The sequence below is a fragment of the Streptomyces sp. NPDC006733 genome (assembly GCF_040636125.1).
Lineage (GTDB): Bacteria > Actinomycetota > Actinomycetes > Streptomycetales > Streptomycetaceae > Actinacidiphila.
This window is the reverse complement of the sequence record NZ_JBEYJD010000039.1, coordinates 25807-52644: the sequence shown is the minus strand read 5'-3', so window position 1 is coordinate 52644 and position 26838 is coordinate 25807. Positions and strand designations below refer to the sequence as shown.

31 protein-coding genes are annotated in these 26838 nt (G+C 73.2%); 17 read left to right on the top strand and 14 right to left on the bottom strand.

Annotated elements, in window-relative coordinates:
- Genes ABZ721_RS30080 through crcB (ABZ721_RS30065) form a run of 4 tightly spaced genes read left to right on the top strand, consistent with a single transcriptional unit; the run spans position 1 to position 2174 of the window.
- A complete protein-coding gene (locus ABZ721_RS30080) occupies positions 1-552 on the top strand; it encodes a hypothetical protein (protein ID WP_358791902.1) in 552 nt (183 codons plus the stop codon).
- A gap of 23 nt (positions 553-575) precedes the next feature.
- Positions 576-1367 (top strand): hypothetical protein, encoded by a 792-nt coding sequence (locus ABZ721_RS30075; RefSeq protein ID WP_358791901.1) that lies wholly within the window; start codon positions 576-578, stop codon positions 1365-1367.
- A 40-nt stretch (positions 1368-1407) separates the two neighbouring features.
- Positions 1408-1803 carry a fluoride efflux transporter CrcB gene (crcB, locus tag ABZ721_RS30070; protein WP_358791900.1) on the top strand — a complete coding sequence of 132 codons (396 nt, stop codon included), beginning with the start codon at positions 1408-1410 and terminating at the stop codon, positions 1801-1803.
- On the top strand, positions 1800-2174 hold the full coding sequence (gene crcB / locus ABZ721_RS30065) for a fluoride efflux transporter CrcB (RefSeq protein ID WP_358791899.1): 375 nt from the start codon (positions 1800-1802) through the stop codon (positions 2172-2174). Before crcB (ABZ721_RS30070) ends, crcB (ABZ721_RS30065) begins: the two co-directional genes overlap by 4 nt.
- Before the next feature lie 33 nt (positions 2175-2207).
- On the opposite strand, the gene ABZ721_RS30060 is transcribed toward crcB (ABZ721_RS30065), so the two are convergent.
- The gene (locus tag ABZ721_RS30060; protein ID WP_358791931.1) at positions 2208-3278 is read right to left on the bottom strand and encodes a magnesium and cobalt transport protein CorA; all 1071 of its coding nucleotides are present in this window, start codon (positions 3276-3278) and stop codon (positions 2208-2210) included.
- Positions 3279-3579: 301 nt separating this feature from the next.
- Here ABZ721_RS30060 and ABZ721_RS30055 point away from each other — a divergent pair, with 301 nt between their 5' ends.
- Both ABZ721_RS30055 and ABZ721_RS30050 read left to right on the top strand, forming a co-directional pair.
- Complete coding sequence (locus ABZ721_RS30055) at positions 3580-3966, top strand: DUF6344 domain-containing protein (protein WP_358791898.1); 387 nt, start codon at positions 3580-3582, stop codon at positions 3964-3966.
- Positions 3967-4276: 310 nt separating this feature from the next.
- Positions 4277-5089 (top strand): SigB/SigF/SigG family RNA polymerase sigma factor, encoded by an 813-nt coding sequence (locus ABZ721_RS30050; protein ID WP_358791897.1) that lies wholly within the window; start codon positions 4277-4279, stop codon positions 5087-5089.
- A 109-nt stretch (positions 5090-5198) separates the two neighbouring features.
- Here the strand turns inward: ABZ721_RS30050 and ABZ721_RS30045 are convergent, their stop codons facing one another.
- Positions 5199-5702, bottom strand: a complete 504-nt coding sequence (locus ABZ721_RS30045; protein WP_358791896.1) for a DUF5949 family protein — start codon at positions 5700-5702, stop codon at positions 5199-5201.
- 373 nt (positions 5703-6075) lie between these two features.
- On the opposite strand from ABZ721_RS30045, the gene ABZ721_RS30040 reads away from it, so the two are divergent.
- Positions 6076-6333 carry a chaplin gene (locus ABZ721_RS30040; protein WP_358791895.1) on the top strand — a complete coding sequence of 86 codons (258 nt, stop codon included), beginning with the start codon at positions 6076-6078 and terminating at the stop codon, positions 6331-6333.
- A 103-nt stretch (positions 6334-6436) separates the two neighbouring features.
- Here the strand turns inward: ABZ721_RS30040 and ABZ721_RS30035 are convergent, their stop codons facing one another.
- Positions 6437-7306 (bottom strand): tyrosinase family protein, encoded by an 870-nt coding sequence (locus ABZ721_RS30035; RefSeq protein WP_358791894.1) that lies wholly within the window; start codon positions 7304-7306, stop codon positions 6437-6439.
- A 19-nt stretch (positions 7307-7325) separates the two neighbouring features.
- Positions 7326-7811: a tyrosinase family oxidase copper chaperone gene (locus tag ABZ721_RS30030; protein ID WP_358791893.1), complete on the bottom strand. Its 486-nt coding sequence runs from the start codon at positions 7809-7811 to the stop codon at positions 7326-7328.
- 531 nt (positions 7812-8342) lie between these two features.
- On the opposite strand from ABZ721_RS30030, the gene ABZ721_RS30025 reads away from it, so the two are divergent.
- From ABZ721_RS30025 to ABZ721_RS30015, 3 genes are all read left to right on the top strand, one after another.
- Positions 8343-9587, top strand: coding sequence for a glycosyl hydrolase (locus ABZ721_RS30025; protein ID WP_358791930.1), 1245 nt, complete (start codon positions 8343-8345; stop codon positions 9585-9587).
- Positions 9588-9748: 161 nt separating this feature from the next.
- Complete coding sequence (locus ABZ721_RS30020; RefSeq protein WP_358791892.1) at positions 9749-10159, top strand: rodlin; 411 nt, start codon at positions 9749-9751, stop codon at positions 10157-10159.
- Between the two features lie 317 nt (positions 10160-10476).
- On the top strand, positions 10477-11289 hold the full coding sequence (locus ABZ721_RS30015; RefSeq protein WP_358791891.1) for a hypothetical protein: 813 nt from the start codon (positions 10477-10479) through the stop codon (positions 11287-11289).
- A 93-nt stretch (positions 11290-11382) separates the two neighbouring features.
- Here ABZ721_RS30015 and ABZ721_RS30010 read toward each other — a convergent pair whose 3' ends face one another.
- From ABZ721_RS30010 to ABZ721_RS29975, 8 genes are all read right to left on the bottom strand, one after another.
- Positions 11383-12537, bottom strand: a complete 1155-nt coding sequence (locus ABZ721_RS30010; protein WP_358791890.1) for a GNAT family N-acetyltransferase — start codon at positions 12535-12537, stop codon at positions 11383-11385.
- Positions 12537-13199: a lipopolysaccharide biosynthesis protein gene (locus ABZ721_RS30005; protein ID WP_358791889.1), complete on the bottom strand. Its 663-nt coding sequence runs from the start codon at positions 13197-13199 to the stop codon at positions 12537-12539. Before ABZ721_RS30005 ends, ABZ721_RS30010 begins: the two co-directional genes overlap by 1 nt.
- A 26-nt stretch (positions 13200-13225) precedes the next feature.
- Positions 13226-14341, bottom strand: coding sequence for a glycosyltransferase (locus ABZ721_RS30000; RefSeq protein WP_358791888.1), 1116 nt, complete (start codon positions 14339-14341; stop codon positions 13226-13228).
- Positions 14338-15027, bottom strand: a complete 690-nt coding sequence (locus ABZ721_RS29995) for a polysaccharide deacetylase family protein (protein ID WP_358791929.1) — start codon at positions 15025-15027, stop codon at positions 14338-14340. The genes ABZ721_RS30000 and ABZ721_RS29995 overlap by 4 nt, the downstream gene beginning before the upstream one ends.
- Before the next feature lie 88 nt (positions 15028-15115).
- Positions 15116-16885 carry a lipid II flippase MurJ gene (locus tag ABZ721_RS29990; protein ID WP_358791887.1) on the bottom strand — a complete coding sequence of 590 codons (1770 nt, stop codon included), beginning with the start codon at positions 16883-16885 and terminating at the stop codon, positions 15116-15118.
- Positions 16882-18180, bottom strand: coding sequence for an O-antigen ligase family protein (locus ABZ721_RS29985; protein WP_358791928.1), 1299 nt, complete (start codon positions 18178-18180; stop codon positions 16882-16884). Before ABZ721_RS29985 ends, ABZ721_RS29990 begins: the two co-directional genes overlap by 4 nt.
- Positions 18181-18272: 92 nt before the next feature.
- Positions 18273-19745, bottom strand: a complete 1473-nt coding sequence (locus ABZ721_RS29980; protein WP_358791886.1) for a sugar transferase — start codon at positions 19743-19745, stop codon at positions 18273-18275.
- Positions 19742-20926 (bottom strand): glycosyltransferase family 4 protein, encoded by a 1185-nt coding sequence (locus tag ABZ721_RS29975; protein ID WP_358791885.1) that lies wholly within the window; start codon positions 20924-20926, stop codon positions 19742-19744. The genes ABZ721_RS29980 and ABZ721_RS29975 overlap by 4 nt, the downstream gene beginning before the upstream one ends.
- Positions 20927-21203: 277 nt before the next feature.
- On the opposite strand from ABZ721_RS29975, the gene ABZ721_RS29970 reads away from it, so the two are divergent.
- The 6 genes from ABZ721_RS29970 to ABZ721_RS29945 all read left to right on the top strand — a co-directional run bounded on the left by ABZ721_RS29970 (position 21204) and on the right by ABZ721_RS29945 (position 24653).
- Positions 21204-21449 carry a chaplin gene (locus ABZ721_RS29970; RefSeq protein ID WP_358791884.1) on the top strand — a complete coding sequence of 82 codons (246 nt, stop codon included), beginning with the start codon at positions 21204-21206 and terminating at the stop codon, positions 21447-21449.
- 123 nt (positions 21450-21572) lie between these two features.
- Positions 21573-21983, top strand: a complete 411-nt coding sequence (locus tag ABZ721_RS29965; RefSeq protein ID WP_358791883.1) for a rodlin — start codon at positions 21573-21575, stop codon at positions 21981-21983.
- A gap of 289 nt (positions 21984-22272) precedes the next feature.
- Positions 22273-22506: a chaplin gene (locus ABZ721_RS29960; RefSeq protein WP_358791882.1), complete on the top strand. Its 234-nt coding sequence runs from the start codon at positions 22273-22275 to the stop codon at positions 22504-22506.
- 131 nt (positions 22507-22637) lie between these two features.
- On the top strand, positions 22638-23486 hold the full coding sequence (locus tag ABZ721_RS29955; RefSeq protein ID WP_358791881.1) for a chaplin: 849 nt from the start codon (positions 22638-22640) through the stop codon (positions 23484-23486).
- Between the two features lie 299 nt (positions 23487-23785).
- Positions 23786-24127, top strand: a complete 342-nt coding sequence (locus tag ABZ721_RS29950; RefSeq protein ID WP_358791880.1) for a hypothetical protein — start codon at positions 23786-23788, stop codon at positions 24125-24127.
- A gap of 115 nt (positions 24128-24242) precedes the next feature.
- Positions 24243-24653, top strand: a complete 411-nt coding sequence (locus ABZ721_RS29945) for a rodlin (protein ID WP_358791879.1) — start codon at positions 24243-24245, stop codon at positions 24651-24653.
- A gap of 89 nt (positions 24654-24742) precedes the next feature.
- On the opposite strand, the gene ABZ721_RS29940 is transcribed toward ABZ721_RS29945, so the two are convergent.
- Both ABZ721_RS29940 and ABZ721_RS29935 read right to left on the bottom strand, forming a co-directional pair.
- The gene (locus ABZ721_RS29940) at positions 24743-25195 is read right to left on the bottom strand and encodes a hypothetical protein (protein WP_358791878.1); all 453 of its coding nucleotides are present in this window, start codon (positions 25193-25195) and stop codon (positions 24743-24745) included.
- On the bottom strand, positions 25192-25671 hold the full coding sequence (locus ABZ721_RS29935) for a hypothetical protein (protein ID WP_358791877.1): 480 nt from the start codon (positions 25669-25671) through the stop codon (positions 25192-25194). Before ABZ721_RS29935 ends, ABZ721_RS29940 begins: the two co-directional genes overlap by 4 nt.
- Before the next feature lie 39 nt (positions 25672-25710).
- Here ABZ721_RS29935 and ABZ721_RS29930 point away from each other — a divergent pair, with 39 nt between their 5' ends.
- Complete coding sequence (locus ABZ721_RS29930; RefSeq protein WP_358791876.1) at positions 25711-26712, top strand: WYL domain-containing protein; 1002 nt, start codon at positions 25711-25713, stop codon at positions 26710-26712.
- The last annotated feature ends 126 nt before the right edge of the window (positions 26713-26838 follow it).

Here is a 26838-nt window from a genome sequence, read left to right as displayed (position 1 = left end):
ATGCAAGGTACGAAGACGTGGAACCCGCTGCTGGTGGCAGCCGTGGCGCTGGCCGTCCTCGCGGCGGCCGGCGCGGGCTGGGGCGGCTGGGCCTGGTACGGGGCGGCGCACGACGACTCCGCCGCGTACGCGCAGACCCGCGACCAGGTGCTGGCCGCCGGTGAGCAGGGCGTGCAGAACATGAACACCCTTGACCACAAGAACCTGACGCAGGGGCTCGACACCTGGCAGAACTCCACCACCGGCGACCTGCGCACCCAACTGGTGCAGGGCAGGGAGGGCTTCGAGAAGCAGGTGCGGCAGGCGCAGACGGTGACCACGGCGAAGGTGCTGTCCGGATCGGTGACCGAGCTGGACGTCCGGGCCGGCAAGGCGAGCGTGATGGTGGCGCTGCGCATCACGGTGACCGCGCCCAAGTCCCAGCCGTCGGCGAAGGAGAGCCGGCTGCTCGGCGAGCTGACCCGTACGTCCGACGGCTGGAAGCTCAGCGCCCTCGGCCAGGCGCCGGTCGGGGAGACCGCCCCCACTCCGCAGCCTTCCGCCGCCGGTTAGAGGACCCGAGAGGACCCGCGCACATGTCGACGACCCGCCACCTCATCAACCGGCAGCGGCGCCTGGCCGCCGCGCCGCCCGCGAGCCGCACGCGCCCGGGAGCGCCGCCCGCGCCCGACCCGGAGCAGCAGGAGCAGGAACGGCAGGAGCAGGAGCAGCAGGACCAGGAACCGGAACAGCAGCGGGACGACCGCCCGAAAGCGACGACGAAGCCGAAGCCGAAGCCGAAACTCAGGCCGAAGCCCGCGCCGAAAGCGTCCCCCAAGGCGTCCGCCGGGAAGGCCGAGAGCGACAGCGGCGGCGGCCCGCGCCGCCTGGTGCTGGTCCTCGGCGTGCTGACGGTGCTGCTCGGCGGGTTCGGCGGCTGGGCCGCCATGGAGGCGGGCACCCTCCACGACACCGCGTCCACCCGCAACACCGCCCTCACCGACACCGCCCGTACCAGCGAGGTCAAGGGCATGGTGACGCAGGCGGTGAACTCGGTCTTCTCCTACAACTACGCGGACACCGCCCGGACCGACCAGGCGGCGAAGAAGCTGCTGACCGGCAAGGCCGTGCAGCAGTACGCGGACATGCTCGCCCAGGTGCGCAAGCAGGCGCCGGTGCAGAAGCTCGTCCTGACCACGACGGTCACCGACAGCGGCGTGGAGCTGATCAACGGCGACCGGGCCCGGGTGCTGATCTTCGCGGACCAGCGGAACACCCGCACCGCGCCGAAGGAGGAGGCGACGTACGCGGCGGCCATGTTCGCCGTGGACGCCGTGCACCAGGACGGGGTCTGGAAGATCAGCAACATCGACACCTTCAACCGCTGACCCGCGGCCGGGAAGGGCCCGGCCGGTATCGTGACGTGCGATGTCCCGTCTCCTCGCCGTGATCGCGCTCGGTGGCGCCGCCGGCGCCTGCGCCCGCTACGGCGCCGCGCTGCTGTGGCCCACGCCCGCCGGGGCCTTCCCCTGGACGACGCTCCTGGTCAACACCGTCGGCTGCGCGGTGATGGGCGTGTTCATGGTGCTGATCAGCGAGGTGTGGGCCGTGCACCCCCTGGTGCGGCCGTTCTTCGGGACCGGCGTGCTGGGCGGCTTCACCACCTTCTCCACCTACGCCGTCGACATCCGCGGTCTGCTGGAGCACGGCGAGCCGGCCACCGGTCTCGCCTACCTCGCGGGGACGGCGCTCGCGGCCCTGGCGGCCGTCTGGACGGGCACGGCGCTCGGCCGCCGCCTGGCGGTCCGCGGGGGGACCTCGTGAACTGGCTGCTCGTCATCGCCGGCGCCGCCGTCGGCGCCCCGCTGCGCTACCTCACCGACCGCTCCGTCCAGGCCCGGCACGGTACGGCCTTCCCCTGGGGGACGTTCACCGTCAACGTGGCCGGCAGCCTGGTGCTGGGGCTCGTCACCGGCACGGTGGTCGCCGGTGCCGCCCCGTCCTCCGCGCAGCTGCTGCTGGGCACCGGCCTGTGCGGGGCGCTGACGACGTACTCGACGTTCTCCTACGAGACGCTGCGGCTGGCCGAGCAGGGGGCCCGGTTCCTCGCCCTCGCGAACGTGGCGGCGAGCGTCACCGCCGGGCTGGGCGCGGTCGGCGCCGGCGTGGCCCTCGCCCAGGCCCTGTGGGGCTGACCCACCGGCCTTCTCGCGGGCCCCGTCCGGCACTCACAGCCAGTCGCGCCGCTTGAAGACCACGTACAGCCCGACGCAGACCACGCCCATCAGCCCGATGGCGAACGGGTAGCCGAAGACCCACTTCAGCTCCGGCATGGACTCGAAGTTCATGCCGTAGACGGTGCCGATCAGGGTCGGCGCGAAGAGGATGGCGGCCCAGGACGAGATCTTCTTGATCTCGTCGTTCTGCGCGTTGCTGGCCTCGGCGAGCTGCCGCATCTCCTCGTTCTGCACCTGGGTGACCAGGGTGGCGTTGACGGCGAGGATGTCCGCGATCATCTGCCGGAAGCCGTCCACCCGCTCGACCACGGTGGTGGCGTGGTCGTCGACGTCGCGCAGGTAGCGCCGCAGCTCCTGGTCGGTGCCGTACTTCTCGAAGCCGGCGGTCAGGGCGGACAGGATGCTCAGCAGCGGGCGGGTGGCGCGCTGGAACTCGACCACCTCGCGGGACAGCTCGTAGATGCGCCGCGAGACCTTGGGGTCGCCGCCGAAGACCTCGGTCTCGATCTCGTCGATGTCGTTCTGCAGTCCGGCGATGACCGGCGCGTACCCGTCGACCACGGAGTCGAGCACGGCGTAGAGCACCGCCTCGGGGCCGAGCCGCAGCAGCTCGGGGTCGGCCTCCAGCCGGGCGCGCACGGTCGACAGGTCGGGGGACTGGCTGTGCCGGACGGTGAGGACGAACTCCGGGCCGACGAAGAGGTGCAGCTCGCCGAAGTCGACCTCCTCGGAGTCGTCCAGGTAGCGGGCGGCGCGCAGCACGACGAAGAGGGTGTCGCCGTAGCGCTCCAGCTTCGGCCGCTGGTGCGCCACGACGGCGTCCTCGACAGCCAGCTCGTGCAGCCCGAACGCCTCGGCGGCGGCCAGCAGCTGCGCCTCGGCCGGCCGGTAGAGGCCGATCCAGGCCATGGCGTCCGGGGTGTCGGGCAGCTTGCGGTAGGCCTCGGTGAGGGTGGCCGGGGTGTCGATGCGGCGGCCGTCGCGGTAGAGCGCGGCGTCGATCACGCTGTTCTCCACGGGGCCGGAGTCGGCGTTCTCGTCCGCCGGGTGCCGGGGCTCCATCGAGCGCTCGGGGGCCGTGTCCGGGCCCTCGGCGGCCCGGCCGGCCCGGTCGGGCTTCGGGCCCTGGTCACGCTTGTGCGGGCGCAGTACCCGGGGACGCCGGTCCGACATGGCGGGCTCCTTCCTGGCGGAGCGGATCCGCTCGGCCGTCCTCACGCTACGGGGGCCCGCGGCGGATATCCGGGGTCGCTGGGCCGTCCGGGTGGTGTTCATACGACAAGCGGCGCGGATCCCTCGATCGTCGTGCCGGGTCCACATGATGAGGGACATACGCAGACCAACCGATCGAAAGCGAGGGGCCGTGGCCACCACAGCGAACACCGCAACCGCCGCAACTGCCGCAACCACCAGGGTCGCGCGACTCTGGACCGTCCTGCTCGGCGTTCTCGCCGGGATCCTCACCGCCCTGCGGCTCACCGCCCCGGCCCGTGCCGCCCGCCGCCCGCGGGAGACGGCCGGGCGCACCGCGCCGGTCCTCCCGCTGTCGTCGCTCGCGGCCCCCGAGCCGCGCCGCGAAGGATCGCTGCCGCCCACCATCAAGCAGCGCATCCGGGCCGAGGCCCACGGTGCCTCACCCGTCTCCCGCCAGCGCGGCGCCGGTCTCGGCGACACGGTCACCCCGGCCGTCGACACCGCGGTCCCGGCCCCGGCGGACGAACTCCTCGACCGCCTCCCCTGCGCGGCCTGACCCACCACCCGACGTGTCGAGACCGCCCTCCGCGGAGTGCGGGAACCTCCACGCCACCCAGACTTCACCCTCGCCCCTCCAGGCCCCCCGGTACCGTGTCCCGCATGTTCCACACCTCGTCGTTCCGCCCGTGCCCGAGATCGTGAAAATCGAGGGTGTGGGAGCGAAAGGCCGGGGTAGGCGGGTGCCATTGCCGGTTGCTCCTGGGAGGATGAGGAACATGACAGCGCTAGTGAACTCGGCCGAGACTGCTGTGGTTGCCGACACAGCCGTAGTTGATGGCCCGACCACGGGCGCCTGTGCCTCGTCGGTGACGGAGCTGCCCTGGATCGAAGAGGCGGGCAAGGTCGCGCCGAAGGACGCGCGGGCCCTGTCCAAGCTCTTCTTCGACCGCCTCCAGACCCTGGAGGAAGGGACGCGCGACCACCAGTACGCGCGGAACACCCTGATCGAGCTGAACCTGTCGCTGGTCCGGTTCGCCGCCGGCCGGTTCCGCAACCGGTCGGAGGACATGGAGGACATCGTCCAGGTCGGCACGATCGGCCTGATAAAGGCGATCGACCGCTTCGACCTGTCGCGCGAGGTCGAGTTCACGACCTTCGCGATTCCGTACATCTCGGGTGAGATCAAGCGATTCTTCCGGGACACCAGCTGGGCCGTGCACGTGCCGCGGAGCCTCCAGGAGCGCCGGATCGCCCTGGCGCAGGCGAAGGACGCGCTCGCCCAGCGGATGGACCGCTCCCCGACCACCGCGGAGCTGGCCGAATACCTGGACCTGACCCCGGCCGAGGTCAACGAGGGCCTGGTCGCGAGCAACGGCTACACCGCCGGCTCGCTGGACCTCCCCTCGGGTGAGAACAACGACGAGGCCGCGGGCAGCTCGTTCGTCGACCGGCTCGGTGAGGACGACCCGGGCATGGAGGCGGTCGAGAACCTGCACGCCCTCAAGCCGCTGATGGCCGAGCTCGGCGAGCGGGACCGCGCCATCCTGCAGATGCGCTTCGGCCAGGAGATGACGCAGTCCGAGATCGGTGCCGAGCTCGGTGTCTCCCAGATGCACGTCTCCCGGCTGCTGACCCGCACCCTGACCCGGCTGCGCGCCGGGCTGCTCACCCAGGCGTAGCAGCCCCGGACGCCGAGGCGTCCACGACGGACACGACGGACACGAGGTCCACGACGAAGGTCCCCGCCGGTACTCCGGCGGGGACCTTCGTGTCGTGCGGGCCGTGCGGTCAGCCCTGGAGGGAGCCGACCGGCACGAAGCAGTGCGCTGCGCCGGCGAGCATCGCCTCGTCGCCGACGAAGGACTTGAGGACCTCTTCGCTGACCGGCTTGCCCGGGGTCGCCTCCGGCCACGGCCGGCTGGCGAACATGAAGTACACCGTGCCGCGCTCGCGGGCCGCCTCCACCCACTGCTCGGGAACGGGGCAGGCCGCGTGCAGGTACGGCATGGTCAGGACGGCCTGACCGCCCTCGACCAGCAGCTTCACGGGGGCCTTGGGCACCTGGGCGATGTCCAGGATGGCCCCGCCGATCGGCAGGCCGACCTCCTCGAGCGCGGCCGTGATGGCGCTCTCCGCGACTTCGGGGCCGCCCTCGACGTCGCCGAGGGAGTAGGCCAGGAGGAACGCGATGTCCTGTTCGTCCTCGATGTGCTCGCCGGCCCAGGGGATCACCGCGAGGGTGCCCATCTGGCTCAGGCGGGTGATGTCCGGAGCGGTACTGGTCTGACTCATGGCAACGGACTGTAACGGCGGTCCGGGCCCGACCGGCCCCGCAGTCACCTGACCGAGCGAGTCCGGGGCGCTAAACCCACCGAACGAGGTCTTGTCGATCGCACATGCGATACGACGGTATGTCAGAAGAAAGCGGTCGCAACCGCCCCGCCGACCGTGTCCGGCGGCGGCCGGGTTCGTTGAACAGAACGCATCACCCCCGCGCGAAGGCTCCGGAGCGGCCAAGCTCCGGGGCCTTTGGTGTGGTGCCGCCCTCACCGGCGGTGACGTTCATCAGTTCAGCTCAACCTGCGTGACTATGCGGCATTCATACGCGTTGCGCAGGCGTCAAGGCCGCATTCCGCGGCCGGGTTTCATCATCAAGGAGATTTCGATGTCGCGTATCGCCAAGGCAGCCGCCATCACCGCCGCGGCCGGTGCCGTTCTGGCCGCCGGCGCCGGCATGGCTGCCGCCGACGCCGGTGCCCAGGGTGCTGCCGTTGGTTCCCCCGGCGTCCTGTCCGGCAACCAGGCGCAGGTCCCCGTTCACGTGCCCGTCAACGTCTGCGGTAACACCGTCAACGTGATCGGCCTCCTGAACCCGGCGTTCGGCAACCACTGCGAGAACGTCTCGGGCCACGACGCCTGGTAGTCCCGGCTGCTCACAGCTGATCGATGCGGCCCCCCGCGATGCGTTCGCGGGGGGCCGCTCTGCTGTGTCCGGCCGGTCCGGGACCGGCTCGGTGCTCCTCGGCTCAGTACTCCTCGTACCGGTAGATCTTCTGCACGTCCATGACCTCGGACGGCTTGGTGTTCCACGGCGGCATGGGCTCGCCGAAGCTGATGACGCGGCCGTGCTCCGGGTCGGAGGCGGCCAGCGTCCGGGCCGGCAGGTACCCCGACTTCGGGTGCATGCGCTGCCAGCGCTGCCAGATGAGGTCGATGAACGCGTGGTGCAGCCAGAAGACCGGGTCGTTGGGCGAGGTGGCGCCCGTCATGTGGCCGCCGATCCACTGGTGGACCCGGTTGTGGAGCAGGCCGCCCTGCGCCTCGCCGACCGTCCACCCCTCCAGCCGGTTGCGGAACCCGCGCGTGCTCGACGTGGAGTTCCAGGGAGCGGTGTCGTAGACCGGGTCCTGCATCGCCTTGTCGAGCTCCGCCTTCGTGGGCAGGCCGATCGGGCGGTCCGGGCGGCCGAACTGCCGCGTCAGGTACTTCTCCTCCGTGACGCCGACGGAGATCGGCCACTTGCCGCCCGAGTAGGCGAAGGGGCCGGTCATGACCTGGCCGTCGGAGGCGCGGCCGTCACCGCCGAGGAAGTCGGACGCCCAGATCGAGGACGTCTTGGAGTTGTCCCGCGTCCAGTCCCAGTAGGGCAGGGTGACGCTCGGCTCCACGGCCTGCAGTTGCCGTTCGAACTCCAGCAGCAGCCGGCGGTGCCACGGGAAGAACGTGGGCGCCATGTGGCCGACCCGCAGCCCGGTGTCCCCGTCGGAGACGTAGTACCGACCGTGCATGCGGACGAAGTCGTCGTAGATGCCCTTGCTCTTCAGCTTCAGGATCGCGCGGACGAACTTCGCCCGTTGGGAGCTGGTCAGGTTCTTCTGGTTCTGGCGGGTGTACACCGGTTCGGCCCTTCTGCGGTCAGTGCTGGGAGAAGCCGCCGGCGAGCGACAGCTTGGCCGCGCCGATCACGTCGACCGCGCCGCGGGCCGTGTCGAGCGGGGTGGCGTACGGCTGGTAGTGGTTGGCCACGCTCACGTAGGTCCCGTCCGCGCGCCGCATGACGTGCAGCACCCGGCCGTCGATGAGGATGACGACGGGCGAGGGGTCGGCCTCGGACCCGTCGGCCGTCCCGGTGGGCACGCCCTGGATGCGACGCCCCCGGTAGATCTCGTCGAAGCCTCCGGCGGCCGGGCTCGGGGCGGGTCCGGCCGGATCGTTCCCTCGGGCGGACCTGCCCGCCTCGGCCCGCTCGGCGTCCGGGTCCCCGGCCGTGACGATCGGGTACAGCACCGCGGTCGTGCCGGTGACGGCAACGGCGGCGGTGAACGCCGCCCGGAGCACCCGGCGGCGGGTGTGGGCGGACGGTGCCGCCTTTCCACTGCCGCTTTCCTCGGCCTCTCTCATGATCGGATCTCCTCGCTAGCGACCGGTACGGCCGGACATCTGGGGAGCGGCGGTATCGCGACGCGTTCGCTGGAAAGGGCGTCGCCGACTGTCCGTCAGCTATGCACCATCATCCTGCGCCCGGCGGGATAACGCACACCGGCGAAGGCCGTCCGGTGGCCGCGTATTCACTCGATCTGACGATCCGACGGATTTCCGAGCGGTTCGGACTCCGATCCGGTTCCTAATGGACTATCAGAACAGGCCCCATCGCCGGACTCCTCGTACTTTCTGAATTACCGTCCGGAGACAAAGCTCCGAACAGGTAACGTCGCAGGAGGAGCACCTATGGCCCACCGACGCCACAGGCTGACTGGCGCATGTGTCGGAGCGGTCACCGCCGGTCTGCTCATGCTCGGCATGACCCACACCGTCGTCGACGACCTTGGCAGCACGGCGGCCACCACCGACCCGGAGCCGCCGTCACCCTCGGCCGGACCACCGGGGCCGACCACGACCGCGCCTCCCGCGACGCCGACCGGGCACACCCCGATGGGGGCCTTCACGTCCTCCGGCGCCGACGGGGTGCGGCGCATCGCCGACCTGCGCAAGTGGCTGGGCGGCACCGACCTCACGGTCGGCCACACGTACCTGCCCGGTGAGAACTGGCACACCATCGAGGGCGAGCCCGAGCTGCTGCAGCCGTGGGCCCAGTGGAAGAACGCCGACCCGGAGCGGCTCTTCGTCCTCAACGTGCCGATGCAGGAGCGCAACGAGGCGCACGTCTCCGACAGCCAGGTGCGCTCGCTGCTGCGCTCCGGCGCGGCGGGGCGTTTCGACGCGCACTTCACCGAGCTGGCGCGGCGACTGGTCGGGCTGGGCGTGCCGGACACCGTCATCGTGCTGGGCTGGGAGATGAACGGCACCACGTACACGCACCGCTGCGGCCCGGACCCGGAGTCCTGGAAGACGTACTGGAACCGCATCGTGACCACGATGCGCAGCGTCCCCGGCCAGCGGTTCCGGTTCGACTTCACCCCCAACCGCGGCCAGGACGCCATCGGCTGGACGTCGTGCTACCCGGGCGACTCCGTCGTGGACATCATCGGCATGGACTCGTACGACCAGCCGCCGGGCGACTCGTTCTACGACCAGGTGGAGGAGCCGTTCGGCCTCCAGGCGCAGGTCGACTTCGCCGCCGCGCACGGCAAGGCGATCTCGTACCCGGAGTGGGGGCTCTTCCGCAACGGCGACAACCCGGACTACATGCGGATGATGCTGCAGTGGATCACCGACCACCGGGCGGTCTACCAGACGCTGACGGACTACTGCCCGCACGGCGTGTGGCAGTGCACGGACAACCCCAAGTCGTCGAAGGTCTTCCGGTCGAAGAACTTCGCCCGCGTCGACCCGGCACCGGCTCCGACCCCGTCCCCGACTCCGGTACCGACCGTGCCGGCGGTGCCGACGGAGCCGTCCGTGCCCACGGTGCCGACCCCGGTGCCGACGGTGCCGACGGTGCCGGCGGTGCCCGACCCTGGCGCGACGCCGGTGCCCGCGCCGGGCGGGACGCTCACCCCCGTGCCGGGCCCCGGTCCCGCCACGGGCACGAGCACCGGCCCGAGCGTCCTGGTGCCGGTGCCGGTCGGGATCTTCCGGCCCGCCCCGACGCTCGGTTCTCCCGCGGTGCCCGCGGAGGTCTGCCTCCCGCTCGACCTGGGAGAGGAGAGCAAGCGCCAATTCGGCCTCTCGAAGCTGTGTTTCCGCATCGAATGGCTGTCCCAGAAGAAGGCCTGACCGGAATTCGACGGGAAAGCGACCGCCCGGCGGCACGCCGCCGGGCGTTTCGCGTGGAGAAACGGTTGGGCCAGTGGGGTGAAATCGCGGAACCAAACCATAGATCGGCAGTTGATCAGTTCGCTTCAACAACAGGAACATCGTTTCAAGAAGGGCGAACCGTGCTTAAGAAGTTCATGGCCAGTGCAGCAGTTGCCGTTTCCATCGTCGGTCTCTCCGCCATGGCTGCCCCGCAGGCGCTGGCCATCGGCGACGACGGCGGTGCCTCCACGACCAACGGCAACGGCTCCGAGTCGAACTACGGCAACACCTACACCGACGGCACGATGAGCCCGCAGGTCGGCCTCGTCCAGGGCTCGCTCAACAAGCCCTGCGTCGGTCTCCCGGTCAAGGCCAACGTCGGTTCGCTCGTCGGCCTGGTGCCGATCACGGTCCAGGACATCAACGTCCTGTCCTCGCCGCAGAACCAGCAGTGCACCGAGAACTCGTCGCAGATCAAGGGCGACGAGCCGCTGTCGCACATCCTGGACCAGATCCCGGTCCTCTCCGGCAACGGTGTGAACAACGGCTGACAGCCGTACCCCACCGCACGACTGTGGCCGCGTACCCCGTACGCGGCCACAGTCGCGTCCGCCGCCGTTCAGCCTCCGCTCCGCCCCCGCTGCCGCCTCCGGCCGGGCACCCGGTTGGCTCACATGGCCCGCCCCAATCCACCGGCGCCGGGGGCGGCAGCTAATGCGCTGCGTGCAGGGGCTGTTCGCCGCCGGCCCGGGCCGGGCGGGGGAGTCCGACACGCGGGAAGCCGCTGGTTGACAGGTTGCGGGCCCGCCTTTCGCTTTCGACGGTTGTGGAGTACACCCGCTCTGTTCAGCGAAGGGAAGACATCTTCATGCGCACCCACCGGACGACCGGCGTGATCGTTTCCACCGCCCTCGTCGGCGCCCTCGCATTCGGCACTGCCGGCACGGCGTTCGCGTCCCCCGACGTCGCCCCCGCCGGCACTTTCGCCGGACGCACCGCTCCAGCGGCACCCGATCCCGCCGCGCTCCTCGCGCAAGTCACCGCTCTCGGCAAGCTGGGCGGCGTCCTGACGCCGGTCACGGACGCGGTCAAGGCCGTGCTCGCCGCCCCCGGCAACAAGCTGTCGCCGGCGGAGATCACCAAGCACACCGACGCGATCAAGGCCGCGATCGACGCGGCCAAGCTCCCCGCCGCCCCGGCCGTCCCCGCGGCGCCGGCCGCCCCGGCCGTCCCCGGCGCCCCGGCCGTCCCGGCCCTCCCCGCCGCGCCGGGCCTTCCGGCGGCCCCGGCGCTGCCCGCCGCGCCCCTGCTGCCGGCCACCCCCGGCGCGCTGCCCGCCGCTCCCGCGCTTCCGGCGCTGCCCGGCGTGCCGAGGCGCGGCGTCATCCCCGCGGACGTCTCCGCACCGCGCCACTCCGCACCGCGTGCGGCCGACGTGTCGGCTGACGCGCTGGCCGCCCTGCAGGCGGCCGTCGCGGATCTGCTGAAGGCGGCCGGGTCGGGTGACGTGGCCGGTGCCGCCGCGGGCGCGCTCAAGGTCGTGACCGGCCTGGTCAACGTCCTGGTCGCCGCGGTGCTCGGCGGCGGGCTGCCCGCCCCGGACCTGCCCGGTCTGCCGAAGCTCCCGGCGCTGCCGTCGCTCCCGGTGCCGACCCCGCCGCTGCCGGGCCTGCCCGGCTGACGCCTCCGGGACCCCCACGGCCTGCGGCACGCGGATCGGCGCGCGCCGCGGGCCGTGGTCATGTCCGGGGCGGCCCGGCGGGGGGTGTGCGCGTCAGACCTGCTTCGCCCGCCAGGTGTTCAGCCGGGCCCGCCAGGCGCGCACCGCCGGCAGATGACGGCGCACCGCCCCGGCCGCCCGGTCGCGGAGCGCGGCCCGTGCCACCTGCAGCCACAGGACGGGCGCGAGCAGCGGCGACGCCATCAGCAGCCGCTGGTTGGCGACGAGGTCGGGGCACCAGGGGAGCTTGTTCGGCTCGCTGCCCCGCAGCAGGCTCAGCGCACCGCCGCCGCCCGCGGCGGTCGCGTGCCCGGCGCCGTTCCTGATCAGCATGGTGGTCAGATCCGCCTTGGTGGCGCGCAGCCGGGGGTCGGCGCCGAACAGGTAGCCGCCGACCAGCCGCGGGGAGAGCAGCTTGAGGTCCGACGCCAGCACCTCGCCGTCCAGCCGGTACTCGGTGATGACGGCGTCCCCGCCGGACACCATGTGCTGCCCGGCCCGCTTGAGGTGGGCGGCGAAGCGCGGCCGCGCGTGCTCCGGGTTCACCCCGCGCCCCTCCCACTGCAGGATGTGCAGCCGCAGCAGGTTCTCGACGGCCGTGGGCACCTCGTGCGCGGGCACGACGCGCTCCTCGATGCCGAGGGCGTCGAGCTTGCGCACGTAGGAACGGGTGCGCTGGCCGCGGGAGGTGGACATCCGGGTGATCAGTTCGGGCAGCGGGACGCCGGGCAGCTCCAGGCAGACGGAGTCCGCCAGCCGCCGCTTCGGTCCCCGCCAGCTGTCGTGGAGCCGCTCCGCGGCGGCGCCCGGCCGTACCTCCCGCAGGTCGATCAGGGCACCGCGGGCCGCCTGGCGCAGGCCCACGGCCATCGCGGTGACGGCGGCGTCGGTGGCGTGGTCGTCGAGCAGCACGTCGGTGAAGTCGGTGATGTCGCCGCCCAGCGGCACCAGGACGGGCAGCGGCCGGTGGACGAGCATCAGCGGGGCGGCGCCGATCAGCTCCCCGTCCTGCCGGACCAGCAGCACCCGCAGCCGCCCGGCCCGCCCGTACGACGTCCACCAGGAGTCCAGCCAGGAGTGGCTCTGGAACGGGGTGGCCGTGCGGCAGTTCCGGTGCAGCCGCCCCCACTCCTCGCGCAGGGCGGTGAACTGCCGCGGGTCGCGGCACATCGTCACCGAGCGGACGGCCGCGAGGTCGCCGCCGGTCATCACGCCATTTCCCGGACCGGCGGGTGGCCGGCGTGGGCCGGCGCGGGCACGGCGGCGTGGCCGGCCGCCCGGCGGCCGCGGTTGCCGGGGCGGACCAGCAGGACCAGCGCGCCGAGCAGGCCGCCCGCGCTGCCGCCGACGGCCCCGGACAGCGCCGTCGAGGACGAGGCGGGCGCGAGGGGAACGGCGGCCGGGGAGAACATCAGCAGCCGCACCCCGGTGTTGGCGGCGTTCCGGTTGCCGGTGGCCGTCAGGGAGTTCGCCACGGCGTTGGCGATGTCCGAGGCGTCGCGGGCCCGGCTGCCGGTGCCCGTGATCGAGATCATCGGCGCGTCGGGCGACGTGGCCACCTGCACGTTGGCGCGCAGTTCCGCGAGGGGCACGCCCGCGTCCTCCTGCGCGTCGGCCAGCACCGTGGAGCCGGTGACGACGCGGCCGTAGGCCTGCGCGAAGCCCAGCGCGGTGGCCGGGTCGGCACGCTGCGGGACGACGATGACGTAGCTGGTCGCGGAGTACTGCGGCGGGGTGGCCACGCCGTAGCCCAGGCCGCCGGCCAGCCCGACGGCGGCGCACAGCGGCAGCGGCCACCAGCGCGGCAGCCGCCGTGCCGCGTCCCGCAGCCGATGCGGCGCGCCGGGGGCGGGGTTTCGGGTCTCGTCCATGGAATCGCTCCTTCTGAGGGCTCTGGTCAGGGCCGGGCGGCGGCGTGGGCGTACAGCTCGGCCAGCCGGCCCGCGGTGCCGGCGATGTCGTAGTGGCCGACGGCGTCGGGCACCGGGAACCGGTGCGGCCCCGCCTCCTGGTGCTGCCGCAGACCCGCGGCGAGCGCGTCGGCGGCGGCGCCGATCCGCCGGGCGCCGGGCGCGTGCGCGGCGGGCAGGTCGTCGATGGCCGGGCAGGTGACGTACAGCACGGGCAGGCCGGCCGCGAGGGCCTCCAGCACGGCCAGCCCGAAGGTCTCCTCCTGCGAGGCGGAGACGAAGAGGTCGACGCCGGCGAGCAGCGCGGGCAGGGGCGGCGCCGCGCCGGGACGGTCCGCACCGCCGGTCTCCCCCAGCAGGTGGATCCGGTCGGCGGCGCCGAGCCCGGCTGCCAGGTCCAGCAGGGCCTCCCGCTCCGGTCCCGCGCCGGCCAGCAGCAGATGGGCGCCGGGGCGGCCGGCGACCGCGCGCACCAGCAGGTCGAACCGCTTGCCGGGCACCAGCCGCCCCACCCCGCCCACCACGAAGGCGTCCCGCGGCAGTCCGAGGCGGCTGCGCGTCGCCGCCCGGACCGCCGGGTCGAACGCGAACGCGCCGGCGTCGATGCCGTTGGGCACCGTGTGGATCCGCGGTCCGGGGATGCCCCAGGCGCGCAGCCGTTCGGCGACGGTGTCCGAGACCGCGACGGTGGCGCTGCCGAGCTTCTCGGTGCCCCGGTACAGGGCGCGGGTGCCGCGGGTCAGCGGGCGTCCCTCGATCGTGGTGGCCCCCAGGGAGTGCTCGGTGGCGACCACCGTGCGCACCCCCGCCAGCCGGGCGGCGATCCGGCCGTAGACGCAGGCCCGGTAGAGGTGGGTGTGGACGAGGTCGTAGCGTCCCGCGCGGATCAGCCGGGTGAGCCGGGGCAGCGCGGTCAGGTCCCGGTTCCCGGACATCCCCAGATGGGTGACGGGCGTGCCGTCGGCGCGGATGCCGTCGGCGACCGGGCCCGGATGGGTGAGGGTGATGACCTCGCAGGACACCGGCAGGTGCCGCAGCAGCAGCCGCAACTGCTGTTCCGCTCCGCCGATGTCGAGCCCGGTGATGACGTGCAGGACCTTCATCGGCCGTCCAGCGGGCGGCGGCTCACCAGGTGCCGCACGCGCTTGGCGGCCAGCCGCGCGTCGGTGTCCTGCTCCCCGACGTAGGCGCGGGGCAGCGCGAACGTCCCGGTCAGCGGGCCCGCCGCGACGGCGCAGCCGTACGCGTAGCCGGCCGCGAGCACGGCGTTGACGACGCGCGCGTCCACCTTGCCGTACGGGTAGCAGAAGCCCTCCGGGACCGTCCCGGTGATCTCCTGGAGCAGGTCGCGGCTGCCGCGCACCTCGTCGGCCAGCACACCGTCCGCGGTCGCGGTCAGATCCTGGTGGACGAGGCCGTGGGAGCCGATCTCCATGCCGGCCGCCGCCGCGGCGCGGATGCCGTCCTCGGTCAGCAGCGGCTTGCGCGGCCCGAGTTCGTCCCACTCGTTGCTGCCGCCGAGCCGGCCGGGCAGGACGAAGACGGTGGCGGTGTGCCCGTGGCGCCGCAGCAGCGGTACCGCGTGCTCGACGAAGTCGGCGTAGCCGTCGTCGAAGGTCAGCCCGACCAGCCGGCTGCCGCGGCCGTCCGCGCGGGCGCGCAGCAGCTCCGCGATGCCGACCCCGGTCAGGCCGCGGCGGGTCAGCCAGCGCAGCTGCTGTTCGAGCCGGTCGGGGCTGACCGTCACCAGGTACGGATCGTCGGCGCACTCCCCGACGGAGTGGTACATCAGCACCCACGGCGCCGTCCTGCCGCCCCGTTTGGACAGGGTGTCGCGGGCGGCCGGGCGGCGCGCGGGGGCTCGGACGGGTGCGGTGTCAGCGGGCATGGGGCAGCTTCCGTTTCACGGTGGCGAGCAGATGCGGGATTTCCGGCACCCGGACGGCGGCGGCGGTCGCGGTGGCGACGGCCGGCACCACGAGACAGCAGGCGGCGAGGGAGGGCAGCGGGCCGGGCAGCAGGCGCGCGGTCACCCAGCCGGCCGCGCACGCGGCCGCGGCGGCTACGGCGAGCCGGCCGAGCGCGGCCGCGACCGTGCGGGCCCTGATGGCGATCACCCGCGTGCCGAGGCCGCGCAGCAGCAGCACGGCGGTGGCCGTGATGCCGAGCGCGTTGGCGCCGGCGATGCCCTGGGCGCCCCAGTACCCGACGGTGACGGCCCCCGCGACGACGGTGATCAGCAGCCCCGCGCCCATGGCGGCGGCCGGGTACCAGATCGGCCGCGCCGCCGAGAAGAACGGCCGGACCAGGGCACCGACCATGCTCTGGCCGAGCAGGCCCAGCGCGTAGACCCGCATGACGGACGCGGTCGCGGCGGTGTCCGCCGCGTCGAAGGCGCCGCGCTGGAAGAGCAGTTGCACGATCTGCGGCGCGCAGCCGATGACGAAGGCGGTGCCGAGCAGCACCACCATGGCGGCCAGTGTCAGGTCGCGCTCCACCCGCTGCCGGGCCCGGTCCGTCTCGCCGTCGGCGAGCGCCCGCGCGACCACCGGGAAGGTGACCGTGACGATCATCAGGGAGAGCACCATCGGGAGTTGGGCGATCTTCTGCGCGTAGTTCAGGTGCGAGATGGCGCCCGCGGGCAGCGGCGCGGCGAGGAAGCGTTCCACCAGCACCTGCGCCTGGCGGCAGAGGCTGAAGACGATGACGGGCGCCAGCAGGGCGATCCCGAGCGGCGCGGGACCCGCCGCCCCCCGCACGGCGGCCGCCGTGCCCCGGCTGCCCCGGCCGCTCCTGCCGCCTCGTGGCGGCAGCCTGCGCAGGAACGAGGGGAGCTGGACGAGCACCATCAGCAGGCCGCCGACCGCGACCCCCGCGGCGGCGGCGCGCACCCCCCAGCGGGCGTGGAGCAGCAGCAGGGTGGCGATGATGCCGAGGTTGTAGACGACGTAGACGGCCGCCGGCGGGACGAACCGGCGGTGGGCGCGCAGCGCGGCGCTGAAGTAGCCGGTGAGGCCGAACGTCAGGACGGTGGCGGCGGTCAGCCGGGTGCAGTCGACCGCGAGGGCGGGGTCCCGCAGGCCGGGCGCGAGGACGCCGACGACAGCGGGCGCGCCCACTTCGAGCAGCACCATCGCGGCGCCCAGGGCGAGCAGCAGCCGGGGCAGCGTGGCCGCCAGCAGCGCCCGGACGGGGTCGGGCCCGTGGTCCGGCCCGGCACCGCGCCGGGCGAGTGCCAGGCTGAACGCCGGGATCAGCAGCAGGGCCATCGCGTCCTCGATGAGGACGGTGGAGGAGAGCTCCGGGACGGTCCAGGCGACCAGGAAGGCGTCGGTGGCGGGCCCCGCGCCGAAGAGGTGGGCGATCGTCTGGTCGCGGACCAGCCCCAGCAGCGAGCCGAGCGCGGTGAGCGCGGCGGTGACGGCCGCGGCCCGCGCCAGCACCCGCCCCAGGCCGGACGGTTGCGGCTGCTCCGCGACCGGCTCCGTCACCGGCTTCACCAACGGCTCCCGCGCCGGTCCGCCGCCGTCCGGCGCGGTGGAGGGGGCCGGGACGCTGGAGGGCGCCGGGACGGCGGAGGCAGCCGGGACGGCGGCGGACCTCAGTGGCGGCGGCGGGGGCTCCGGCGGCGCGGTGGTGTCCGTCATCGGGCCGCCTCCGGCCCGCCCGCGGCCTCCGCCGGGCGCAGCGCCCAGGCGGCGGCCAGGCCGAAGAGCATGGCGGTCAGCACGGTCGAGGGACCGCCGATGTCCGCGTACAGGAAGTCGACGCACTGCCAGAGCAGCAGCCCGGTCGCGATCAGCCCGCACTCGGCGCCGCGGCCCGCACGGCGGGCCCCGGCCAGCCGGCTCAGCCCGGCGACGAGCAGCGCCGCCCAGCTGCCGACGATCAGGGTGATCCCGATCAGCCCCTGCTCGCTGAGGATGAGCAGGTACATGTTGTGCGGCGACAGCAGGGGTTCGCGCACGAAACTCTGGCCCGCGCCGTCGGTGTCGCTGCCGGAGGACACGTTGAGCGCGGCGTGGCCGTCGCGGTGGGCGGGGAAGCCCTTGAGGCCGACGCCGGTGGCCGGCCGCTCGCGCCACATCCCGGTCGCGGCGGCCCACAGACCGTACCGGTCGGTGACCGACGAGTCGGGCGCGTCGGTCACCTGGGTGATGCTGGCGACCCGGTCGCTGATCAGCTGCGAGCCCACTCCGGCGCCGCCGACCAGCACCACGCCCGCGGCGGCCGTCACCGCGAGGATCCGCACCGCCTGCCGCCACCCGGCCAGCACGGTCATCACCGCGCACGCCAGCACGGTGGCGATCCAGGTGCCGCGGCTGAAGGACAGCACCAGCGGGACGGAGAGCGCCGCCGCGCAGCCCAGCGCGAGGGGCCGCAGCAGGCGGGGGGAGCCGGGCGCGGCCGGTGCGAGGGCCACCCCGACGGCGATCACCAGCCCGTAGGCGACCACCGTCGCCATGCCCATCACGTCCGAGGGCCCGAACGTGCCGACGGCGCGGATGTTCTCGCCGACGTACGAGGCACCGGTGCCGGTCGCGTACTGGTGGACCCCGATCGCGCCCTGCACCAGGGCGAGCAGGACGACGGAGCCGGCCACCACCAGGAAGTCCCGCCGGGTGCGCAGCAGGAGCACCAGCGAGGTCGGCACGAGGACGAAGACCTGCAGATAGCGCACGAATCCGGCGACGCCCTCGGCCGGGTCCGCGGCGGAGACCGCCGCCACCGCGATGGCGATGACGGGCGCGCCCAGGACCAGGGCGGCCGCCGCGGTCAGCGGGCGCGTCCGCGCGCGCAGCGCCCGCAGCGCGCAGAACGCGACCATGATCCCGGAGGCCGCGTCGGCGGGGGTCATCTTCCCGGAGGCGCTCACGTCGCCCGCGCCGATGGGGGCCGCGAGCAGCAGGACGGTGGCCACCGCGGGCAGCAGCGGCGCCAGCCAGGCCCACCGGGCGCCGCGGACGGCCGGCGGACGGACGGCAGTCGCGTGCCGTACGGGGCGGGGGGCGGTGTCCGGGAGGACGGCCACGCTCAGCTCCCCCCGAACCGGAAGAGGGCCGTCGCGGTGCGCAGCAGGATGCGGACGTCCTGCCACAGCGACCAGCTCTCGATGTAGTGGTTGTCGAAGCGGGCCCGGTCCTCGATGGAGGTGTCGCCGCGCAGCCCGTGGATCTGCGCGAGCCCCGTGATCCCCACGGGCATCCGGTGCCGGTCCTTGTATCCGGGGTAGGTCTGCGCGAACTGGTGGACGAAGTAGGGCCGTTCCGGCCGGGGTCCGACCAGGCTCATGTCACCGCGCAGGACGTTCCACAGCTGCGGCAGCTCGTCCAGCGAGGTGCGGCGCAGGAAGTGGCCGACGGAGCTCATCCGCCGGTCGTGCGAGACGTTCCACCGGGTGGCCGACTCCCGCTCGTCGCTGGGCCGCAGGGTGCGGAACTTCAGCAGGGTGAACGGGCGGCCGTCCAGCCCGACGCGCTCCTGCCGGAAGAGCACCCCCGGGCCGTCGGACAGCCGGACGGCCAGCGCGCTGAGCGCCAGGATCGGGGCCGCGGGGAGCAGTGCGAGGAACGCGAGCAGGGCGTCCAGGGCCCGCTTGGCCAGCAGCCCCGCGCCGGGGCGCGGGTAGGGGTCGAGGCGGGCGCAGGCGAAGCCCCACAGGTGGCCGGCGGACGGCCGGCCCGCGGTCCTGGAACCGGGCCCCGACGTGACCTGCCACAGGCAGCAGCCGCGGGCGGCGAGCAGCCGGACCAGGTTCGCGGCCGCCGGGTTGCCCGCGGGCGCCCCGGCGAAGACGGCGTAGCGCACGGAGTTCTGGATGATCGCCCGGTGGATGTCGCCGACGGAACGGAGCACCGGCAGCGGCGAGTCCGCGCCCGGCGTGTCGTACGGCAGCACCACCCCGACCGGCCGCATGCCGTACTCGGGGTGCTCGTACAGCACCTCGGCCACGTCCCGGACGACCGGACCCGCGCCGATCAGCAGCGTCGAACTCGGGTGGCGGCGCGCCGACCAGCGCTGGAACCGGTAGACCACCGCGCGGGCGGCGCAGGCCAGCAGGCCGGTCGCGGCGATCGTGGTGAGCAGCACCGGCCAGCCGGGGGAGTGCGCCGGGCGGACGGCCGCGAGGATGGTGGCCGAGGCGCACCAGGCGAGCGCCGAACAGCCGAGCAGTCCCGGCAGTTCGTCGAGCGCCGCCGGGTCGAGGCCGGTGCGGTACAGCCCGGCGTAGGTGTGCAGCAGGGCCAGGCACACCAGGAGCGGGCCGAGCAGCAGGACGGGGGAGCCCGGCCGGACGGCCAGCACGGCGGCGGCGGCCAGGCAGTCGGTGGCGAGGAGGGGGACGACCGCCCGGTGGCGGACGGGGACCCGGGCGTGGGGCCGCCGCACGGCGGCTTCCACCGGCCCCCGCGGTGGCGCGACCGGGGCGGTGGCGGCGGCGGACGCGACCGGGGTCTGCCGCACGTTCCGGGCCGGGTGGGGCGCGCTTGCGCTCTCCGTCGTCATCTCGTGATGCGTTCCCTGCACTCGGGTCGCGACGGATCGAGCAGGTCGCGGTAGAGGTCCGCGACCGATGCCGTCGTCCGCCGCACGTCGTAGGTCGTGCGCACGTGGTTGAGGGCCCGGCGGGCGGTGGTGGCGCAGACGCCGGGGTTGGTGAGCAGGCCCAGCAGGGCCTTCGCGAGGGCGCCCGGGTCCTCCGGCGGCACCAGGCAGTGCCGTTCCTGGCCGGGCGGCAGGCTCTCGCGGGCGCCGTCGACGTCGGTCATCACCACGGGGCGGCCGCACGCCATCGCCTCCAGCGGGGCGAGCGCCATCCCCTCCCACCGGGACGGCTGGACCACCACGTCGGCGGCCCGGTACCAGGGGACGGGGTCGCGGGTGGCCCCGGCGAACAGCACCCCGTCCGGGGCGCCCCGCAACAGCCGGTCGCGGTCGGGGCCTTCGCCGACCAGGACCAGCCGGGCGCCGGGCAGCCGGGCGGTGACCTCGGGCCAGGCCCGCAGCAGCAGGTCCTGGCCCTTCTGCGGGCAGAGCCGGCCCACGCAGACCACCAGGCGGTCGGCGGGGCCGAGGTCGGAGAGGGCGGGCAGCGAGCCGCGCAGACCGTGTGCCGCGTCCTGCGGCCCGCCGTCCGGAGTGAAGCGGTCGAGGTCGACGCCGTTGGGGACGACCGCCCAGCGGGCGTCGATCCCGGCACGTTCCCCCGTCTGCCGCTCGCTCTCGCTGACACAGAGCACCCGGGTGGCCCAGCCCGCGCCCCACCGCTCCCAGCGCAGGGCCGCGTACGCGGTCGCGCCACCGACCGCCTCGAAGGACCAGGCGTGCGGCTGGAACACCGTCGGGACGCTGCCGCGCACCGCCAGCCGTCCGGCCAGCCCCGCCTTGGCGCTGTGGGCGTGGAGCAGGTCGGGACGCACCTCGCGGACCACCCGGCGGGCGCGTGCGGTCTCGGCGGCCAGGCCGGGGCCGGGGGAGCGGCCGGCCGCCCAGGGCACGACCTCGGCGCCCGCCCCGGCCGCGTCGGCGGCCAGGGCACCGCCGGGCGGGCAGGCCACGACCGCCCGGATCCCGTCCTGTACCTGGGCCCGCACCAGGTCGGTGACGACGCGGGCGACCCCGCCGTCGACCGGCTGGACGAGGTGGAGCACCGTCAGCCGGCCCGGTTCCTGCTGGTGTTGCCGCATCGCGCGCCGTTCTCTCTCTTCGCGACCTGAAGAATGGATGTGTGGTGCCTGCTGCCTCCGCCGCCTCAGCGGTCTGTCCGTCTATAACGAGGGGTGTGCCGGGCAGGTAATCCTTGATTAATCAGGGAGCTGTGTTGACGTCACCGTGTTGACGTACAAACGACCGGTGATTCACCTTCCGGGGGAGACACCCTCCGCTGGACTCATGCGTTGATACGTCCGTTGGCCCATCCGGGCGAACGCCGACGCAGGTTCTCCAGCAGAAAAAGGTGCTCCCTTGTCCCGTCTTGCCAAAGCCACTGTTCTCGCCGCTTTCGCCGGCGCCGCTGTCGCCGGTGCGTCCGGTGTCGCTTTCGCGGACGCCGGTGCCGAGGGATCCGCCGTGCAATCGCCCGGTGTCGGTTCCGGAAATCAGGTCCAGGTTCCGGTGCACGTGCCGGTCAACCTGTGCGGAAACAACGTGACCGTGATCGGACTGCTCAACCCGGTATTCGGCAACTCCTGTGTCAACGAGGACTGCTGACCGTACGACGCATGGCCGGCACCGGGTCGTCACCATTCGGGTGAAGGGCCATAACCAAACCCACCAGGGGCGGTTGGTCACTGCGACCCGGTACCGGGGCAATCTCGCACAGAAGGAATCATCGTGATCAAGAAGTTCCTCGCCACGGCTGCGGTGGCTGTCTCCGTCGTTGGCGTCTCTGCCGCGGTGGCCGCGCCCGCGATGGCCGTCGGCAACTCGGGCGGTGCCAGCACCACCAACGGCAACGGGGCCGTGCAGAACTACGGCAACACGTACACCAGTGGCTACATGAGCCCGTCGTTCGCGCTCATCCAGGGCTCCCTGAACAAGCCCTGCATCGCCCTCCCGGCGAAGGCGAACGTCGGTTCGCTCGTCGGCCTGGTGCCGATCACCGTCCAGGACATCAACGTCCTGTCCTCGCCGCAGAACCAGCAGTGCACCGAGAACTCGTCCCAGATCAAGGGCGACGAGCCGCTGTCGCACATCCTGGACCAGATCCCGGTCCTCTCCGGCAACGGCGCCGGCAACAACTGACCCGCATTGCCCGAAGGCCCTGGCCGCCGGTTCCCACCGGCGGCCAGGGCTGTTTTGCGTTGCCCCAATTCAGACCCACAACCTTATGCGGCGCGGAAATTGGTTGAATTTCGGAAGCCGTAGTTACGGCATTCGGGTGGATGATCGGGGGGCATGCGTAGCAGGGGTTTCTTTGGGCATTGGCGGTCGTTACCCCGGATGGTAGCGGTGTCACGGACGGCAAGGAATTGCCCCGGGCAGCACGACGGTCGTGACTGTGCTCGATGCCCCTACGGAAAGGGAGCCCAACGTGAAGTACTCGAAGATCGCCGCGCTCGCCGCAGGAACCCTGATGGTCCTGGGCGGCGCAGCCCCCGCCTTCGCCGACGCCGGCGCCGAGGCCGTCGTGACGAACTCCCCGGGCGTCCTGTCGGGCAACAGCATCCAGGTCCCGATCCACATCCCGGTCAACCTGTGCGGCAACACGGTCGACGTCATCGCGCTGCTCAACCCGGCGTTCGGCAACGCCTGCACCAACGCCTGACGTTGGTCCCCAGCCCGTGAGGGCGACCGCCGCGGCCTCGGAGCGCTCGTCTGTGCTCCGGGGCCGCGGCGGTTCCGGCGCGCGGGAGGCCTTCTCGCGCGCTTCGCACACCCATGCAGGGAAGAGAGTCGATGCGACAGGCCTTGAGCAGGAGTCTGATCACCGTCGCCGCGGCGGGCGGGGTGCTCGCCATGACCGGCGGCTACGCGCACGCGGACGCGGAAGCCCGGACGAACACGTCGCACTCGCCGGGCATCGCGTCCGGCAACAGCGTCCAGGTCCCGGTGACCGTGCCGGTGAACCTCTGCGGCAACTCGGTGGACCCCGTCGGGCTGCTGAACCCGTCGATGGGCAACGGCTGCGGCAACACGTCCGCCCCGTCGCACGAGCAGCACGCCCAGGCGGCGGAGCAGCACGCCCCGACGCAGCAGCGGCACAAACCGGCCCCCGCACGGCACGCCGCGCCACCGTCCGCGCACGCCGAGGCGCCGGTGCGGCACGCCGCTTCGCCCCCGCGGCACGCCGCGCCGCCCGCGGGCCTGCGGCACGACGACGCCACCACGGCGGGCTCCCCCGGTGTGGGGTCGGGCAACAACGGCCGGGTCCAGGTCGAGACGCCGGTCAACGCCTGTGGCAACACGGCTGACCTGGTGGGACTGCTGAACCCGGTGATGGGCAACGACTGCGGCGGGGACGCGCCGTCGAACCCCGCGCCGCCGCCGGTGCGCCACACGCCGCCGCCGTCGCCGCACGTCACCCCGCCGGTCGAGCACGTCACCCCGCCAGTCGCGCACCCCGCACCGCCGGTCGCGCACCCCGCACCGCCGAAGCACGCGGCCGCGGTCCGGCCCGTCCTCGCGCAGGGCGCGCAGCTCGCGCGCACCGGCTCGGAGGACCTGGGCACGGCGGGAGCCGTCAGCGCCGGGCTGCTGCTGAGCGGAGCGATGCTCTACCGCCGGTCGCGCACCGCACGGGTCTGAACGCATTGCCCTGTGGACGCGGTGGGAATGGGGGCCCACCGCGGACAGGCCGTGCATTTCGCTCCCCGAGAGCGTTTCTTCGAATTCCGTATTCCGTTCCGGGGCCGGCGAAAGGTAATTGGCGCGTGCACCGGGCCGCCGCAGCACTTCCGGGTGACGGCTGAGAAGTTTCATTCGGCGGGGTTTCCGTTCCGCGGCGGAGTCGTTGTTCAGGGGGCTACGGCGCCGTGGGCCATCCGCCGCCCACCCGGCCGCAATCCCCGCGGCCGCCCCGGGCGCCGCTACCGAAAGGGTTGACAGTGAAGTACTCCAAGGTTGCCGTGGTCGTCGCCGGTTCCGTGATGGCGATGGGCGCCGCCGCACCGGCGTTCGCCGACAGCGCGGCCGCCCCGACGATGCCGACCAGCATCAACGGCGGCGTCGACCAGCTCTTCCAGGCGCAGCCGCTGGCGCAGGCGGGCGACGCCAGCGTCGGCCCCGTCGTCGACGTGGCGAAGAAGCTCAGCGACAAGGTCAGGACGGACACCACCGCCGGCACGCTGCTGGGCCAGGCGACGGACGCCACCAAGGACCTGACGCCGACGCTCAACGGCGTCGCCAAGGGAACGGCGCTGCTCGGCGGCCTGCCCATCGGGCACTGAACTTCACTGTCCGGGCCCGTCCGCCAATGGGATGAAGCACCGGAACCAAACCCGCCCTGGGCGGTTGATCCCATTGCCCCCCACCCAGGGCATCCCCGCACCTGAAGGACAGATCATGATCAAGAAGTTCCTGGCCGGGGCCGCCCTCGCGGCCTCCGTCGTGGCCGCCGGCGCCGCCTCGGCCCCGCAGGCGATGGCCATCGGTGACGACACGGGCTTCAGCACCGTCAACGGCAACGGCGCCGAGTCGCACTACGGCGACACCCACACCGACGGCACGATGAGCCCGCAGATCGGCCTCGTGCAGGGCACGCTCAACAAGCTGTGTGTGGGCCTGCCGGCCAAGGCCAACGTCGGCTCGCTCGTCGGCCTGGTGCCGATCACGGTCCAGGACATCAACGTCCTGTCCTCGCCGCAGAACCAGCAGTGCACCGAGAACTCCACCCAGGGCAAGGGCGACGAGCCGTTGTCGCACATCCTGGACCAGATCCCGGTCCTGTCCGGCAACGGCGTCGACAACGGCTGACGCCGCACGCGCACCACTCCGGGTCGCCGGCCCCTCGTTCCCGGCGACCCGGCCCCGCGTGCGGATCCGTTCCGCGGTTCGCGCCCTGATCAGCGGCGGCTGAACTCCATGATCCAGTTGGTCACCCAGGTCTTCTCCCCGTCCACGGAGAACGCCTGCTCCCAGCGCGCGGAGTCCCGCGTGATCCCCGACCAGACGAAGCGCGCCCTGATCGCCCGCCCCGCGTACGTGTCGTCGCCGTAGAACTCGCCGACGCCGTCCGCGCCGAAGGACCCGGTGACCGGGGGGAAGAGCGTCCCGGTGCGCTGGCTGGCCCAGTGCAGCGACCACTGCCCGCGCTCGGCGTCGTACAGCCGCAGCGTCAGCCCGGCGAAGTCCTTGGTCGGGAAGATGATCTCGTCGAGGTTCGCGCCGCCCTCGAAGTGCCGCGAGGCGTGGCTGACGGCCGGGAACTCCTCCCACTCGCTGCTCTCGTCGAGGAAGTCCGTCCGCCACCGGTTGGCGACGTCCCAGCTGCCGACGAGGAAGTCGAAGTCGTTCACGCGCGGTCTCCCGTCGTGCCCTCGGGGTGCGAGTCGGCGAGGTAGGCGGCGAGGTCGGGACGGTCGGGCGCGAGCATGTGGCGCACCCAGGCGTCCCGTTCGTGCAGGAGCGGCGGCAGCTCCCAGACGCAGCCGATCAGCTTCGGCTCCAGCCGGACGAAGTGCGTGGGGTCGCGGTCCGGGCAGCCCAGCACCGGCTGGCCGCCCGCGGCCCCGGCGAAGTGCAGCGCGTTGTCCCAGGCCCAGCTGTACGCGTTGAGGTACGCCCCGTCGTCCCCGCCCCGGTGGAGGACGACGAAGCCGGCGCCCGGCGTGCCGTCCGGCTCGGGCAGCAGCTCGGGGAGGATCGCGTACGCGGCCCGCTCGACCTCGGGTTCGATCCCCGCCGGGTCGGCGGTGACGTGGTAGCGCTTGACGGAACGGCCCGCCACCTCGACCGGTGGCAGCACCCGCAGCAGTTTCTCCTGGAAAGCCATGGCTGGACCGTAGGACCCCTTCACTGACACCTTGTGTCAGTGAAGTCCAGCCGACTGCTCTCCGTCCTGCTGCTGCTCCAGACCCGGGGCCGGATGACCGCCGCCCAGCTCGCCCGGGAGCTGGAGGTGTCGGTGCGGACGGTCTACCGGGACGTGGAGGCGCTGCACGCGGCGGGCGTCCCGCTCTACGGCGACGCCGGGCACGCCGGCGGCTACCAGCTGCTCGCCGGCTACCGCACCCGGCTGACCGGGCTGAGCGCGGGCGAGGCGGAGGCGCTCTTCCTCTCCGGCATCCCGGGCCCCGCCGCCGAGCTGGGGCTCGGCGCCGCCCTCGCGGGCGCCCAGCTGAAGCTGCGCGCGGCGCTCCCGCCCGAGCTGCGCGCCCAGGCCGACCGCATGCGGTCCAGGTTCCACTTGGACGCACCCGGCTGGTACGCGGAGGACGAAGAGGTCCCGCACCTGCCGGCGGTCGCGGACGCGGTGTGGCGCAGCCGGGTGCTCGACGTCCGCTACCGCCGCTGGAAGGCGCCGACCGACGTCGACCGGCGGCTGGAGCCGTACGGGCTGGTGCTGAAGGCGGGCCGCTGGTACGTCGTCGCCGGGCCGGGACCGTACACCTACCGCGTCGACCAGATCCTCGAAGCAACCGTGCTCGACGAGGAGTTCGAGCCTCCGGGGGACTTCGACCTGGCCGCCCACTGGCAGCGCCACCAGGCGGACTTCCACGCCCGTCTGCACCGGGGCGAGGCGCTGGTCCGGCTCGCCCCGGGCGCCGCGGCCCGGCTCACCGGGGCCGCCGCCCGCGCCCTGGCCGCCACCGGGACCCCGGAGCCGGACGGCTGGACGCGCGCGGTCCTGCCCATCGAGTCCCTGGACCACGCGCAGGGCGTGTTCCTCGCGCTCGGCACCGCCGTCGACGTCCTCGGCCCCCCGGAGCTGCGCGCCCGGCTGGCCGAGACGTCCCGGATCCTGGCGCAGCGCTACGCGGTGGGACCGGCCCCGGATGCTGCAACGAACCAAGACGGTTCCGCAAGATATTGATGGACTGACGTATCTAGAGAGCAAGTTGTCGGAATTCTTCGGTAGGAACCTTGTGCTGCCGGGAACGCGGTCCTACTGTCACCTCACCCTCATGGCATCGCTTCGCCTTGCGGGCCTCCGGCGCGC

Excerpts from the sequence above, each read along its gene's own strand:
- ABZ721_RS29990 (WP_358791887.1), bottom strand. The coding sequence starts at position 16,885 with ATGACGGACACCACCGCGCCGCCGGAGCCCCCGCCGCCGCCACTGAGG.
- ABZ721_RS30045 (WP_358791896.1), bottom strand. The coding sequence starts at position 5,702 with ATGAGTCAGACCAGTACCGCTCCGGACATCACCCGCCTGAGCCAGATG.
- ABZ721_RS30060 (WP_358791931.1), bottom strand. The coding sequence starts at position 3,278 with ATGGAGCCCCGGCACCCGGCGGACGAGAACGCCGACTCCGGCCCCGTG.
- ABZ721_RS30080 (WP_358791902.1), top strand. The coding sequence starts at position 1 with ATGCAAGGTACGAAGACGTGGAACCCGCTGCTGGTGGCAGCCGTGGCG.
- crcB (WP_358791900.1), top strand. The coding sequence starts at position 1,408 with ATGTCCCGTCTCCTCGCCGTGATCGCGCTCGGTGGCGCCGCCGGCGCC.
- ABZ721_RS30040 (WP_358791895.1), top strand. The coding sequence starts at position 6,076 with ATGTCGCGTATCGCCAAGGCAGCCGCCATCACCGCCGCGGCCGGTGCC.
- ABZ721_RS29955 (WP_358791881.1), top strand. The coding sequence starts at position 22,638 with ATGCGACAGGCCTTGAGCAGGAGTCTGATCACCGTCGCCGCGGCGGGC.
- ABZ721_RS29945 (WP_358791879.1), top strand. The coding sequence starts at position 24,243 with ATGATCAAGAAGTTCCTGGCCGGGGCCGCCCTCGCGGCCTCCGTCGTG.
- ABZ721_RS30075 (WP_358791901.1), top strand. The coding sequence starts at position 576 with ATGTCGACGACCCGCCACCTCATCAACCGGCAGCGGCGCCTGGCCGCC.
- ABZ721_RS30025 (WP_358791930.1), top strand. The coding sequence starts at position 8,343 with ATGGGGGCCTTCACGTCCTCCGGCGCCGACGGGGTGCGGCGCATCGCC.
- ABZ721_RS30030 (WP_358791893.1), bottom strand. The coding sequence starts at position 7,811 with ATGAGAGAGGCCGAGGAAAGCGGCAGTGGAAAGGCGGCACCGTCCGCC.
- ABZ721_RS30005 (WP_358791889.1), bottom strand. The coding sequence starts at position 13,199 with ATGGACGAGACCCGAAACCCCGCCCCCGGCGCGCCGCATCGGCTGCGG.
- ABZ721_RS29995 (WP_358791929.1), bottom strand. The coding sequence starts at position 15,027 with ATGTACCACTCCGTCGGGGAGTGCGCCGACGATCCGTACCTGGTGACG.
- ABZ721_RS29935 (WP_358791877.1), bottom strand. The coding sequence starts at position 25,671 with ATGGCTTTCCAGGAGAAACTGCTGCGGGTGCTGCCACCGGTCGAGGTG.
- ABZ721_RS30015 (WP_358791891.1), top strand. The coding sequence starts at position 10,477 with ATGCGCACCCACCGGACGACCGGCGTGATCGTTTCCACCGCCCTCGTC.
- ABZ721_RS30010 (WP_358791890.1), bottom strand. The coding sequence starts at position 12,537 with ATGACCGGCGGCGACCTCGCGGCCGTCCGCTCGGTGACGATGTGCCGC.
- ABZ721_RS29980 (WP_358791886.1), bottom strand. The coding sequence starts at position 19,745 with ATGACGACGGAGAGCGCAAGCGCGCCCCACCCGGCCCGGAACGTGCGG.
- ABZ721_RS29975 (WP_358791885.1), bottom strand. The coding sequence starts at position 20,926 with ATGCGGCAACACCAGCAGGAACCGGGCCGGCTGACGGTGCTCCACCTC.
- ABZ721_RS30000 (WP_358791888.1), bottom strand. The coding sequence starts at position 14,341 with ATGAAGGTCCTGCACGTCATCACCGGGCTCGACATCGGCGGAGCGGAA.